Source organism: Micromonospora sp. CNZ296 (assembly GCF_007827635.1).
Genome location: NZ_VISW01000017.1, coordinates 65,562 through 78,501 on the forward strand (window position 1 = coordinate 65,562; position 12,940 = coordinate 78,501).

General features: G+C 73.9%; 11 protein-coding genes. 3 read left to right on the forward strand and 8 right to left on the reverse strand.

The window, feature by feature from the left end; all coding sequences use genetic code 11:
- Positions 1 to 6: 6 nt before the first annotated feature.
- The 4 genes from FB455_RS25500 to FB455_RS25515 form a co-directional block, all read right to left on the reverse strand.
- Positions 7 to 1,404 (reverse strand): DUF4331 domain-containing protein, encoded by a 1,398-nt coding sequence (locus tag FB455_RS25500; protein WP_013284159.1) that lies wholly within the window; start codon positions 1,402 to 1,404, stop codon positions 7 to 9.
- A gap of 71 nt (positions 1,405 to 1,475) precedes the next feature.
- On the reverse strand, positions 1,476 to 1,769 hold the full coding sequence (locus tag FB455_RS25505; RefSeq protein WP_013284158.1) for a hypothetical protein: 294 nt from the start codon (positions 1,767 to 1,769) through the stop codon (positions 1,476 to 1,478).
- A gap of 150 nt (positions 1,770 to 1,919) precedes the next feature.
- On the reverse strand, positions 1,920 to 4,445 hold the full coding sequence (locus tag FB455_RS25510; protein WP_145755107.1) for a bifunctional FO biosynthesis protein CofGH: 2,526 nt from the start codon (positions 4,443 to 4,445) through the stop codon (positions 1,920 to 1,922).
- 154 nt (positions 4,446 to 4,599) lie between these two features.
- Entirely contained in the window at positions 4,600 to 5,535 is a 936-nt protein-coding gene (locus FB455_RS25515) for a hypothetical protein (RefSeq protein WP_013284156.1), read from the reverse strand.
- 99 nt (positions 5,536 to 5,634) lie between these two features.
- Between FB455_RS25515 and cofD the strand changes: the two genes are divergently transcribed.
- Entirely contained in the window at positions 5,635 to 6,582 is a 948-nt protein-coding gene (gene cofD, locus FB455_RS25520) for a 2-phospho-L-lactate transferase (RefSeq protein ID WP_030271199.1), read from the forward strand.
- Complete coding sequence (locus FB455_RS25525) at positions 6,579 to 7,664, forward strand: coenzyme F420-0:L-glutamate ligase (protein ID WP_145755108.1); 1,086 nt, start codon at positions 6,579 to 6,581, stop codon at positions 7,662 to 7,664. The genes cofD and FB455_RS25525 overlap by 4 nt, the downstream gene beginning before the upstream one ends.
- A gap of 15 nt (positions 7,665 to 7,679) precedes the next feature.
- Here FB455_RS25525 and FB455_RS25530 read toward each other — a convergent pair whose 3' ends face one another.
- Together FB455_RS25530 and FB455_RS25535 are read right to left on the reverse strand one after the other, a co-directional pair.
- Positions 7,680 to 8,669, reverse strand: coding sequence for an ArsR/SmtB family transcription factor (locus FB455_RS25530; RefSeq protein ID WP_013284153.1), 990 nt, complete (start codon positions 8,667 to 8,669; stop codon positions 7,680 to 7,682).
- 245 nt (positions 8,670 to 8,914) lie between these two features.
- The gene (locus FB455_RS25535; protein WP_145755109.1) at positions 8,915 to 9,958 is read right to left on the reverse strand and encodes a glycoside hydrolase family 183 protein; all 1,044 of its coding nucleotides are present in this window, start codon (positions 9,956 to 9,958) and stop codon (positions 8,915 to 8,917) included.
- A gap of 39 nt (positions 9,959 to 9,997) precedes the next feature.
- Between FB455_RS25535 and FB455_RS25540 the strand changes: the two genes are divergently transcribed.
- Positions 9,998 to 10,567: an NUDIX hydrolase gene (locus FB455_RS25540; RefSeq protein WP_013284151.1), complete on the forward strand. Its 570-nt coding sequence runs from the start codon at positions 9,998 to 10,000 to the stop codon at positions 10,565 to 10,567.
- 49 nt (positions 10,568 to 10,616) lie between these two features.
- Here FB455_RS25540 and FB455_RS25545 read toward each other — a convergent pair whose 3' ends face one another.
- Positions 10,617 to 11,708, reverse strand: a complete 1,092-nt coding sequence (locus FB455_RS25545; RefSeq protein ID WP_013284150.1) for a mannose-1-phosphate guanylyltransferase — start codon at positions 11,706 to 11,708, stop codon at positions 10,617 to 10,619.
- Between the two features lie 64 nt (positions 11,709 to 11,772).
- Positions 11,773 to 12,918 (reverse strand): glycosyltransferase family 4 protein, encoded by a 1,146-nt coding sequence (locus FB455_RS25550; protein WP_013284149.1) that lies wholly within the window; start codon positions 12,916 to 12,918, stop codon positions 11,773 to 11,775.
- Positions 12,919 to 12,940: the final 22 nt, after the last annotated feature.

A 12,940-nucleotide genomic window follows, 5' to 3' on the forward strand; every position in this document is an offset into this window, starting at 1 on the left:
CTCCCGTCAGGACTTCTTCGCCTGCGGGTTGCCGAACCCGTCGTACGGCGTGCCGAGGAACGGGAAGTCGGCCAGGAACGGCGCTGTCACGTCGGCCGCGCTCAGGCCCGGTGTCACCGCCGCGGCGGCGGCGTCCGGCCGGAACGTCTTGTCGACGAGCGGCACGGTCAGCCCGGCGATGGCGCGCAGCGCGATCGTCACCACGTCGTCGGCGGGACGGCGGCCGTTGGGGAAGCCGGCCAGGTCGCCGCCGAGCACACCGAACCGGTCCGGTTTGCGGCTGGGCCGGATCGCCGTGTTCAGCCGCAGCATGTCCGCCTGCACGTCACCGGTGGTGTTGGCGAAGCCGTCGATCAGTCCGGCCGGGACGCCGGTGAGCAGGATCGCCACCAGGTCGGCACGCGGCTTCTTGGACTTGTTCAGCGCGTCCAGATTGGGGAACACACCCGGGTAGAGCGCCGGCAGCAGCCCGGCCAGCTCGGGCCGCTCCACGAACCCGGCGAACCGCTTGTCCTCCGACGGCGGCAGCGTGTTCCAGACGTCCTTCCTGGACATCGGCACGATGACCTCGTTGAACAACGGGTTACCGAGCCGCGACACCTGCGTGAAGGGTCCGGCCGCGGTATCAGCGGCGACCCGGTCACCCAGCACCCGCACCTGCTGGCGGGACGCGCTGGTCCAGACCCCGATGGTCGAGGCGCGGTCGGCGTAGCCGTAGCGGGCCGCCTTGCGGCGTACCTGGTTGAGCGGCACCTGCACGGCGAGACTGTGCACGTTGAGCCGGTCCAGCGCGTTCACCGGCTCGCCCTCGTCCCGGAACAGCTTCTTGCCGGCGACGTGCAGCTGCTGGAACGGCCGCAGCGTACCCAGGTCGAACACCGCGCCCAGGTCGACGAAGAAACCGTCGGCCCGCTGCCCGGCGAACACCTTCTCACCGGTGGACAGCTTGAACGTCGCCTGCCGGACCAGGTTCTGGTAGTTCGGCGTGGACAGCGGCCCGACGTTGCACGGCGGGCAGGGCAGTTTGTGCGCCAGCACACGCGCGCGGCCGTCGGCGATCCGGGTCAGCCGGTAGAACTGCCGCCGGTTCCAGTTCTTGCTCTCCAGCGACTCGATCGGCCCGGTGTTGTAGAGAAAACTGTTCTGGTTCGTGATCTCGGTAGTGAATTCGAAACGATAGGTGACGTCCGGATAACCGTCGCCGTCGTTGTCGATGTGAATCTCGTACCGGACGTCGTCACCGAACTCGAAGAAGTTCGGGCCGCCGGACGGGAGCTGCACCGGCACGTAGTTGGCGATCAACGTGACCGTGTCCGGCTGGCTCGGCGTGACGAACGCGTACAGGTCGGAACTGTCGGCGACCGGATCCTTGGCGATCTCCGGGGCCTCGCGGTGAGAGGACATGGCGGACGCACCTTCGTCGGGGGAACGGAAGTCGGAACCGGCGCCGGGAGCCCGCGCCGGTGGAGGGTGGATCAGCGCCGGCCGGCGGCGCGCACCAGGCGGTCGGCCAGGCCGCGGTCGCGTACCTCGACCCGGGTGGTGCCGACGAAGACGTCCATGACGCCGGCCGCGGCGTCGCGGAGGTGGACCACGATCGGCTCGTCGCGCCGGCTCGCCGTGGGGGCGTTCTGGGCGGCGGACAGGCCCGGCACGGTGAGGGCGGCGGCGCCCAGTGTGGCGCTCGCCGCGGCGGTGAGCGTCTGCCTGCGGGTCAATCGCGGCCAAGTCCGCCGTTTCGGCGCGTCGGTGGTCTCGTCAGTGCTCATCGGCAACCTTTCCGGACCGGCGCCGCAGCGCCGCAGCGGGCCGGGCGCCCGGACACCGCCGGGCCCCGGTTCGGGGTCACCGGCGGCGGTCCTCGCCGAAACCGCCGCCGGCATCCACAGGTACGGCGCGCGGCGGGGAAAGGTTCGACCTCAGGCGCGGGCGTGACCGTACGCGGTCGTCCGCTTGCGGAACGGCCGCCCGGCGGCGGTGGCGATGGCCCGCAGCTGCTCCTCGGTACGGGCCGACCCGTTGCCCGAGCCGGCCATCCGGGAGATCGTCTCCTCCATCAGCGTGCCGCCCAGGTCGTTGCAGCCGCCGCGCAGCATCTCCACTGTGCCTTCGTCGCCGAGCTTCACCCAGGAGCACTGGATGTTGTCGATCCGGCCGTGCAGCAGCAGCCGGGCCATCGCGTGCACCGCCCGGTTCTCCCGCCATGTCGGTCCCGGGCGGGCGATGCCGGCCAGGTAGATGGGCGCGTTGGTGTGCACGAACGGCAGCGCCACGAACTCGGTGAACCCGCCGGTACGGTCCTGCACGCCGGCCAGCACCCGGAAGTGGGCGAGCCACTGGCCCGGGTGGTCCACGTGGCCGTACATCATCGTGGAGCTGGACCGGATGCCCAGCTCGTGGGCCGTGCTCACCACGTCGACCCAGGCGGAGGCCGGCAGTTTGCCCTTGGTGAGCACCCAGCGCACGTCGTCGTCGAGGATCTCGGCGGCGGTGCCCGGGATGGTGTCCAGCCCGGCCTCGCGGAGCTGGAGCAGCCACTCCCGCACCGGCACGCCGGCCTTCGCGGCGGCGGTGACGATCTCCATCGGGGAGAACGCGTGCACGTGCATGTCCGGCACCCGCGCCTTGATCGCGCGGACGATGTCGGCGTACCCGGTCACCGGCATCTTCGGGTCGATGCCGCCCTGGAGGCAGACCTCGGTGGCGCCGGCCGTCCACGCCTCCTCGGCCCGGTCGGCGACCTGCTCCAGCGAGAGCCGGAACGCGTCGGCGTCGCTCTCCCGCTGGGCGAACGCGCAGAACCGGCAGCCCACGTAGCAGACGTTCGTGAAATTGATGTTGCGGTTGACCACGTAGGTCACGTCGTCGCCGACCGCGTCCCGGCGCGCGTCGTCGGCCAGCCGGCACAGCTCGTCGAGCGCCGGGCCGTCCGCGCCGAACAGCGCCAGCGCCTTCGCCTCGTGCGCCGGAGTCAGCAGCGCGGCCGGGTCGTCAGCGGCGAGCCGCAGGCCCGCGCGCAGATCGGCGTCCGCGCCACCGCCCACTGGTACGCCGGCGCGCGCCTCCGGCGCCACCTTGCCGGCCACCTCGGCCCAGTCGCCGTACACGCTGTCGAAGTCGCCCCGCCGGTCGTCGGTCCGGCCGGTGACGTCGATGGTGACGTGCAGGTCGGTGCGGCCGCCGTAGACCTCCTCCGGCTCCTGCCAGGGCCGTCCCTCCGGGCGGGCCGCCTCGACCGCGAGCCCGGTGGCCGGGTCGGCGAGCGCTGTGACGTGCGGCAGCAGGCGCGGATCGAGCCACGGTTCGCCCGCCCGGACGTACTCCGGGTAGACGGTCAGCCGCTCGCGCAACGTGAACCCGGCACTCGCGGTACGCGCCGCCAGCTCGTCCAGGTGCGGCCAGGGCCGCTCCGGGTTGACGTGGTCGGGCGTGACCGGGGAGACGCCGCCCCAGTCGTCGATGCCGGCGCGCAGCAGCAGGTCGTACTCGCCCGCGATGAGGTTCGGCGGGGCCTGGATGCGGGCCTTCGGGCCGAGCAGCACCCGGGCCACCGCCACTGTGGCGGCCAGGTCGTGCAGCTCGGCGTCGGGCATGCCGCGCATCGCGGTGTCCGGCTTGGCGCGGAAGTTCTGCACGATCACCTCCTGGAGGTGGCCGTACTCCCGCATCGCCCGGCGGATCGCGAAGATCGCGTCGACCCGCTCGCCCCGGTTCTCGCCGATGCCGATCAGGATTCCGGTGGTGAACGGCACCCCGACCCGGCCGGCGTCGTCGAGCACCCGCAGGCGTAGCGCGGGTTCCTTGTCCGGTGAGCCGAAGTGCGGGCCGCCCGGTTCGGACCAGAGCCGGGTGGCGGTGGTCTCCAGCATCATGCCCATGCTCGGCGCGACCGGCTTGAGCCGCTGCAACTCCGACCAGGTGAGTACGCCCGGATTGAGGTGGGGCAGCAGGCCGGTCTCCTCCAGCACCGCCACCGCGCAGGCGCGCAGGTAGTCCAGCGTCGAGTCGTACCCCCGCTCGTCCAGCCACCGGCGGGCCGCCGGCCACCGCTCCTCGGGCCGGTCGCCGAGCGTGAACAGCGCCTCCTTGCAGCCCTGCGCGGCGCCCTCGCGGGCGATCGACAGCACCTCGTCGCGTTCCAGGTAGGCGGCGGGCAGCCGGTGCGGCACGGTGGCGAACGTGCAGTAGTGGCAGCGGTCCCGGCAGAGCCGGGTCAGCGGGATGAAGACCTTCTTCGAGTACGTGACCACGCCCGGCCGCCCGGCGTCGCGCAGCCCGGCGTCGCGGATGTCGGAGGCGATCCGGAGCAGCTCGTCGAGCATCGGCCCGCGAGCGGCGAGCAGCGCGCCCGCCTCGCCGGCGTCGAGCGCCCGGCCGGTGGCGGCCCGCCCCAGTGCCCGCCGGATGCTCGCCTCGGTCGGTTCGGGGTCGCTGCGATCAACCATCCGCCCAGCCTAAGCGCTGCCGGACGGCCGGATGCCCGCCCCCGGCCGCGGTCCGGGCACCGGGACGACCCGGGTGAGCTGCCGCACAGCGGCGGGCGACGGTGGCGGCCCAGGTGGCGGCGGGCGACGATCTCCGTCGCCCGCCGCGCGGGGCTCAGCGAGGCTGGTTCGGGTCCTCGCGGTCGAACCGCTGGGTGCGCTCGTCGTCGGCGGCCGGCGACGGCGCCCCCGGCTCGGCGGACTGGCGCGGGATCGCCTGCGTCGGGTCGGCCGACGGCGGCTGGCCGAACGGCGGCGCGTGGTGCGGCGAGCCGTACTGCGGCGCCTGCTGCGGCCCGGCGAACGGGACACCGGACTGCGGGTCGGCGGACGGCGGACCGGAGTGCGGAGCGTGCGGCGGGGCGGTGTTGAACGGCGGCGCCGACTGCGGCTGGCCGTACGGGCCGGGCTGCTGCGGCCAGCCGGGCGGGGGCGAGCCGGCCTGCGGGTAGCCCTGGCCGGGCTGCTGCGGGTAGCCGCCCGGACCGGGGTAGCCGCCGGGCTGACCCGGCTGCTGCGGCCAGCCGGGCTGGGCCTGGCCGTACACGCCCGGCTGCGGCTTGGGCTTCGGCACGTAGTAGAGCGTGCGCCAGATCTTGAACACCACGAACGCGGCGACCGCGAAGATCGCCAGCCACGCCGCGCGGGTCAGCAGGCCGAGGAACGCGTCCAGCACCTCGCCGTCGGCGAGCCGGCCGACCAGCCAGATCAGGAACGTCAGCGCGCCGAACACGGCGGACACGGCGTACTCGACGAGCGCCACCTGCGTGATCAGCTTGGCCTTCGGCACGACCGGGAGGATCACTGTGGCGATCAGGACGGCGAGCACCGGCAGGACCGTCGACTCCAGGCCGATGAATGTGAAATACGTGCTCCCGGCCCGGCCGGTGGACGTGCTGTAGTCGTCGATCGGCAGCAGGCGCAGCAGGCCGACGAAGAGCAGCACGGCGTTGGCGCCGAGAAGGACGAGCGCGGCCAGTTCGCGCAACGGCTTGATCAACTGGCTGGCCTGCGCGGCGTCGCCGGACGCGGGCTCGGCGGGGCTGGTCACGGACTCCCCCAGGGAACGAAAGCGGACAGTTGCCGAAGTGAGCGTAGTCTCTCCGGCCACCGGACGATCGACGGCGGCGCGTGCGGAAGGATGGACGCCATGCGCATCGTGGTACTGACCGGCGGCATCGGGGGCGCCCGTTTCCTGCTCGGCGTGCGGGCGTACGCCCGGGAGGCGGGCGCCGAGGTGACCGCAGTGGTCAACGTCGGCGACGATCTGCTGCTGCACGGGCTGAAGGTCTGCCCCGACCTGGACAGCGTGCTCTACACGCTCGGTGGCGGCGCCGACCCGGAGCGGGGCTGGGGCCGGGCGGGCGAGACCTGGACGGTGAAGAACGAGCTGGCCGCGTACGGCGCGGAGCCGAGCTGGTTCGGCCTGGGCGACAAGGACGTCGCCACCCACCTGGTGCGCACCCAGATGATCAACGCCGGCTATCCGCTGTCCCAGGTCACCGAGGCACTGGCGGCCCGCTGGCAGCCGGGCGTACGGCTGCTGCCCGCCACCGACGACCGCCTGGAGACCCACGCCGTCGTCACCGACGAGCAGGGCCGGCGGGCGATCCACTTCCAGGAGTGGTGGGTGCGGTATCGGGCCGGCGTACCCACCGACCGGTTCGTCTTCGTCGGCGCGGACGCGGCGAAGCCCGCGCCCGGCGTGGTCGAGGCGATCGCCGCCGCGGACGTGGTGCTGATCGCGCCGAGCAACCCGGTGGTGAGCATCGCCCCGGTGCTGGCGGTGCCCGGGCTGCGCGACGCGGTTGCCGGCGGCCCGGCCCCGGTGATCGGGGTGTCGCCGATCATCGGCGGTGCGCCGGTACGCGGCATGGCCGACCGCTGCCTCGCCGTGCTCGGCGTGGAGTGCAGCGCGGCCGGCGTGGGCGGCCTCTACGGCGCCCGGCCGGCGGGCGGGCTGCTCGACGGCTGGCTGGTCGCGCCGGAGGACGAGGGCACTGTGGTGCCGGACGTGACCGTCCGCGCGGCGCCGCTGCGGATGACCGACGAGGCGGCGACCGCCGCGATGGTGCGCGCCGCGCTGGAGTTGATGTGAGGCTGGAGATCCTGCCGGTGCAGGGCATCGGTGACGTGACCGAGGGCGACAACCTGGCGGCGCTGATCACCGGCGCGGCGCCCTGGCTGCGCGACCACGACGTCCTGGTGGTCACCAGCAAGATCGTGTCGAAGGCGGAGGGCCGGCTGGTCGACGTGCCGGCCGACGGCCCGGAACGGCTCGCCGAGCGGGACCGCATCCTGGCCGGGGAGACCGCCCGGGTGGTGGCGACCCGGGGCGCGACCCGGATCGTGCAGACCCACCACGGGTTCGTGATGGCCTCCGCCGGCATCGACGCCTCGAACGTGGACAAGACCAGGCTGGTGCTGCTGCCCGTCGACCCGGACGCGTCCGCCCGGGCGCTGCGCGCCGCGTTGCGCGACCGGTACGGCCTCGACGTCGCAGTGATCGTCAGCGACACGATGGGACGCCCGTGGCGCAACGGGCTCACCGACGTGGCGCTCGGGGTGGCCGGCATGCCGGCGATCCGTGACCACCGGGGCGAGGTCGACCCGTACGGCAACGAGCTGTCCGTCACCCAGATGGCGGTGGTCGACGAACTCGCCGCCGCCGGTGAGCTGATCAAGGGCAAGTGCGACCAGGTGCCGGTCGCGGTGGTCCGGGGTTACCTCGCCGCGACCCGGGACGACGACGAGGGCGCCCGCACGCTCGTGCGCGACGCCTCGATGGACCTGTTCTCGCTCGGCACGGCCGAGGCGCGCGCCGCCGGTCTGCGGGCGGCGGCGACGCTCGCGGACCGGATCGGCCCCGAGCCCGCCGATCCGGCCGCGGTGCGGCGGGCGATCGACGCGGTGGCCGACGTGGTCGCGCCCGGCACCGTCTTCACCCACGTCACCGACGACGAGGTACGCGCCGGACTCGCCGCCACAGTGCCCGGCTGGCCCGCCTCGGCCACCGGCCTGCTACTCGGCGCGGCGCCCGCCCCCGTCGACCCGGCGGACCTGGTCCGGGTCGGCGCGGACCTGCAACGCCTGCGCGCCGCGCTGGCCGCCGAGGGCGTCGACTCGACGTTGCTCCCGCCCCCGTCCGGCAGCACCGCGAGCGCCACGCTGGCGCTCTGACTCCGGCGGGCGTGCTCAGGCGTCGAGGACGGCCCGGCCCAGCGGTGTGAGCGTGTGCAGGACGGTGTTGCGGTCCCGCCGGCTGACCAGCAGTCCCGCGTTGCGCAGCACAGTGGTGTGCTGGCTGGCCGCGGCGGCGGAGATGCGCAGCCGGCGTGCCATCTCGCCGGTGGTGCAGCCCTCGTCGGCGGCCTGGAGCACCCGGGAGCGGGTACGGCCGAGCAGGGCGGCGAGCGCCTCGCCCTGCGGCGACGCGGCGGCGCCGGACGCGGGCGTCAGGCCGGCGAGCCGGTCGACCGGGTAGACCAGCACCGGGGGCAGCGTCGGGTCGACCAGCGCCACCGGGGTACGCGAGCAGAAGAACGACGGGACGAGCAGCAGCCCCCGGCCGTCCAGGTGCAGCTCCCGGGTGTCCGGGTAGTCGAGCACCTCCAGCACACCCGACACCCAGCGCATGTTCGGCCGCAGGCTGGCCAGCAGCCCTTCGGCGCCGCCGTCGAGCATGGCGCGCGCACGCCGGGCCCGGTCCGCCTCGACCGCCGCCTGCACGCGGGACCAGTAGGGCGTGACCGCCAGCGACTGGTACCGCGCCATGGCGTCGGTGAGGTGGTGCAGCGTATCCGGCTCGCCACGGGCGAGCGAGGTGGCCGACGACGGCAGCGTGGTCTCCCCGGCGAGCAGCGTCAGGTCGCGGCGCAGCATGTCCACAGAGGTACCCCGGATCGCGTCCAGCCCGGCCTGGAAGCCCTCGCGGCTGGCGAACGGGGTGAGGAAGTCGGGGAAGTAGCCACGCGGCGGGTTGAGCGCGAGCAGCAGGCGGTACTGCTCGGCGTCGGTGTCGGTCCGCAGGCCGTGCGCCACTGTGCGCCGCCACGTGGTCATCATCGGATCCCGGCTGCGCCCCTGGAGCAGGTGCAGGCTGAGGACCAGCTCCCAGAGCGGGTCCGCGGCCGGGGCGACCCGGGTCCGCAGAACGTCCTCGCCCGAGAAAATGATCTTCAACATGGGTTGCTGCTCCCGTGCGGACGGCGGGGGTGCCCGCCACACCTCGCACTGTACCCGCCGGTACTAATCTCCATCTTTAAGCGTCAGGTGAAAAACCTCGACGCTGGGCGGGCCGGTTCGGCAAACTCTCTGTTGCCCGCCGACGCCGGGGCGCAATGTCGACCCGGACGCCGGCTGACGGGCGTGGCCGGGTGGCACCACGAGGGTCTGCGACATCAGTCGCAGGGGTGCCGCCCGGCCCTCGCTCATCCGATCCAGAGCGCCACCCGGTGGTCCTCGTCCGTGACGTAGTAGCAGCGTCCCGCCAGCTCGGCCAGCCCCTCCACGTGATGGAACGGCGCCAGCTCCGCCACCACCTCCCCGGCCACCAGGGCGCCCCCGCCCGCGTCGTGCCGGAACCGCACGTGCCGGGAGGTCACCTCACCACCGTGCGGATGGTCGTCCAACAGCACCGAACCCTTGCCCAGCGCGTCGATCGACCCGGTCACCGCCGCGTAGCCGCCGTCGCCGGTCGGCGTGATCGCGCGGAAGCCGGCGAGCGCCCCGGGCGGCGTCACACCGGTCAGCGCGTACGCCCCGAGCCCCAGCAGGTCACCCGAGTGCTCCGGGTCGTCGAACATCTCCGGTACGCCGGCCAGCTCGACGTAGACCGGCTCCCCCGCGGCGGTCACCGGGAAACGCAGCCCCAGCAGCGCCGTACCGGCCGGGGTGAACGCCGCCGCCTCGACGTTGACCGGCAGGTCGTCCGCGGCGAGCCGGGTCACCCAGCTCTTGGCGCGGGCGGTGCCCCGGGCCAGTGTCTCCACGATGAACCGCTCCCGGACCCGGTCACCGGGCGGCAGCAGCGTCAGCGGGGCGGCGGCGAGCGCGTCGTTCACCGCCCGGTGCAGCCGGAAGCGGTTGCGCACCACGTGCACCGGCAGCGGCCCGGCCACGGCCTCGTCCTCCCGGAACCGGGCCACGAACGCGCGCCGGGGCCGCAGCGGGCCGCGCTTGGACCCGAAGTGCGAGCCGAAGACGTACACCCACCCGTCGTGGTGGGCGAGCGCCTCGCCGTCCTCGGTGCGGCCGTTCTCGCGGCCGGCATCGGCAGGTACGTGGTGCGCCACCCAGTGGCCGTCGTCGCGTTCCAACAGCAGCGCCAGGCACTGCTCTACCGGCCCCTCGTCCAGCACCGTCCAGAAGCCGCGGCGCGCGCCGTGCGCCCGCAGCAGCGCGGCCGACCGCACCGGCAGGAGGTCGCTCGCCTCGTTGCCGGCCACCAGGAACTCGACGAGTCGCAGGGTCACCGCGCCAGGGTACGGAGGGCGCGCTCGTAGAGTGTCCGGGTGCCCGATCTCATCCCGTACACCGAGTTGCACGCCGACGCCGTCGCGACGCTGAGCCGCTGGACGGCTACCAGCCCCGCCGCCGACGCCGCCCGGGACCGGACCCTGGCGCTGCTGGCCGACGGGCCGGTGGCGATGAGCCGGACGCACCGGGCCGGGCACGTCACGGCGAGCGCGCTGGTGCTCGACCCGGACGGCCGGGTGCTGCTCTGCCTACACGGCAAGATCCGCAGGTGGATGCAGCTCGGCGGGCACTGCGAGCCCGGCGACCGGACGCTCGTGGCCGCCGCGCTGCGCGAGGCCACCGAGGAGTCCGGCATCACCGGCCTGACCGTCGAGCCGGAGCCGATCGACGTGGACATCCACCAGGTCGCCTGCCAGGGCGGGTCGTTCCACTACGACGTCCGGTACGCCGCCCTGGCCCCGGCGGGGGCGGTCGAGCGGGTCAGCGCGGAGTCCGAGGCGCTCGGCTGGTTCCCGCCGGACCGGCTGCCCGAGCCGCTCGCCCACGCCACGGCTCAGCTCGTGCCGCCGGCGCTCGCGGTGCTGGCCCGCCGCGCCGGCGGCTGAGCGGCTTTACCGCGCCGCGCCGCCGGACGCGTCCCGGCGGCCCGGCGGATCAGACCAGGCCCTCCTCGCCGCGTTCCTTCAGCTCGTCCACGATCTTCTTCACGTCCTGCGCGCGGTCACGCGGGCAGACCAGCAGCGCGTCCGGGGTGTCCACGACGATCAGGTCGTGCACCCCGACGGTGGCCACGAGCCGCCCGGAGTGCGGCACCACCACTGTGCCGGTGGTGTCGTGCAGCAGCACGCCCGGCTTCGCGTCACCGCCCAGCACCACGTTGCCGGCGCCGTCGGCGGGCAGCACCTCGCCGAGCGTGTGGAAGTCGCCCACGTCGTTCCAGCCGAAGTCGCCGGGCACCGTACCCACCCGGCCCGCAGTCGCCGCGCCCTCCATCACCGCGTAGTCGACGGAGATCCGGGGCAGCGTCGGCCAGATCCGGCCGAGCACGTCGTCCTGCTCCGGGGTGCCCCAGGCCGCCGCGATGGCGGTGATCCCGGCGTGCAGCTCCGGCTGCTGACGAGCCAGCTCGGACAGGAAGACGTCCACCCGCCAGACGAACATGCTGGCGTTCCAGAGGTGCCGGCCGGAGCGGACGTACACCTCGGCCACCTCGGCGGCCGGCTTCTCCTTGAACTCGCGTACCGGGCGCAGCGGGCCGTCCCCCGCCGGCTCGCCGGTCTCCAGGTAGCCGTAGCCGGTCTCCGGGCGCGTCGGGGTGATGCCCACAGTCATCAGCAGCCCCTGCTCCGCGCCCCGGATGGCCTGCCGCACGACCTCGGCCAGCCGGGCCGGGTCGCCGATCAGGTGGTCGGCGGCGAACGAGCCCATCACCGCGTCCGGGGTCCGGGCGGCGATCACCGCGGCGGCCAGCGCGATCGCCGCGCAGGAGTCGCGCGGTGACGGCTCGACCAGGATGTTCTCCTCCGGCAGGCCAGCCAGTTGCCGAGCCACCGCCGCGGCGTGCGCGGCCCCGGTGACCACGAGCGTGCGCTCCGGAGTGGTCAACGGCGACAACCGGTCGACAGTGGCCTGCAACAGCGAGGCGGGGGTGCCGGTCAGCGGGTGGAGGAATTTGGGATGGCCGGCACGGGACAACGGCCACAACCTCGTGCCGCTGCCGCCCGCCGGGATGACGGCGTAGAACATCAGCACATCATGCCCGAAGCGGGCGAGCCGTCACGGTCGGTCGCCCGGGACCGGCAGCCGACGCTCAGGACCGGGCCCGTCGCCACGCCGCGATGTGGACCTCCGCGCTGGACTCCCAGGTGAACTCCTTGGCCCTGTCGAAACCGGCCTTGGCCAGCGACAGCCGCCGCTGCTCGTCGTCCAGCAGGGCACCGAGGTCGGTGGCGATCTGGTCCGGGTCCTCGCTGGTGTAGGCCACCGCGTCGCCGCCCACCTCGGGCAGGGACAGGCGCGGCGTGGTGAGCACCGGGGCGGCGCACGCCATCGCCTCCAGGATCGGCAGGCCGAAGCCCTCGCCGTACGAGGGGTACGCCGCCACCAGCGCGCCGCCGAGGAAGCCGGGCAGGTCGGCGTAGCGCAGGTAACCCGGGCGCAGCAGCCGCAGGTGCGACGGGACCTCGGCCACCGCGCGGTCGATGTCGTCGTCGTGGCCCTGGCCGCCGGCCACCACCAGCGCGGGCGGGTTCGGCCGGTCGGCCACCGCCCGGGCCCAGCCGCGGATCAGGTTGGGGACGTTCTTGCGCGGCTCCTTGGCCCCGAGGAACGCGATGTAGCTGCTGTCGCCGAGCCCCAGGCGGGCCCGGACGCGTGCCTTCTCCTCGTCACCCGGCGCGTGGAACGCGTCCTGGTCGACACCGTGGTAGGCGACGTCGATCCGGGTCGGGTCGGCGTCCAGCAGCCGGATCAGCTCGTCGCGGGTGGCCTTGCTCGGCACGATCACCCGGTTCGCCCGGCGCAGCGAGGTCTTGATCGCGCTGCGGAAGAACGTCCGGCGCGACTTGTCGTAGTGCTCCGGCTCGGTGAAGAACGTCGCGTCGTGCACGGTGACAGTGACCGGGCAGCCGGCCCGCAGCGGGCAGGTGTAGAACGGCGAGTGCAGCACCTCGGCGCCGACCTGCTGGGCCAGCAGCGGCAGGCCGGTCTGCTCCCAGGCCAGCCGGGCCGGCCGGTGCGCCACCGCCGCCGGGGCGGGGATCACCTCCGCGCCGGGCAGCATCCGGGTGTAGCGCTCCAGGTCGGTGCGGAGGCTGACCACGGCCAGGTCGACGCCGGTGCCGCAGACCCGGCCCAGCGCGCCGAGCAGTCCGTCGACGTATCTACCGACGCCGCCACGGTCGGCGGGGACACTCGTGGCGTCGATGAGAACGCGGGGCGGGCGACCGGCGGTCACGGGGCGACTCCTCAGGTGGCGC

Bases quoted from the DNA above. Each gene is read 5' to 3' on its own strand.
- FB455_RS25505 (WP_013284158.1), bottom strand. From the start codon at position 1,769: ATGAGCACTGACGAGACCACCGACGCGCCGAAACGGCGGACTTGGCCG.
- FB455_RS25545 (WP_013284150.1), bottom strand. From the start codon at position 11,708: ATGTTCTACGCCGTCATCCCGGCGGGCGGCAGCGGCACGAGGTTGTGG.
- cofD (WP_030271199.1), top strand. From the start codon at position 5,635: ATGCGCATCGTGGTACTGACCGGCGGCATCGGGGGCGCCCGTTTCCTG.
- FB455_RS25510 (WP_145755107.1), bottom strand. From the start codon at position 4,445: ATGGTTGATCGCAGCGACCCCGAACCGACCGAGGCGAGCATCCGGCGG.
- FB455_RS25530 (WP_013284153.1), bottom strand. From the start codon at position 8,669: ATGTTGAAGATCATTTTCTCGGGCGAGGACGTTCTGCGGACCCGGGTC.
- FB455_RS25500 (WP_013284159.1), bottom strand. From the start codon at position 1,404: ATGTCCTCTCACCGCGAGGCCCCGGAGATCGCCAAGGATCCGGTCGCC.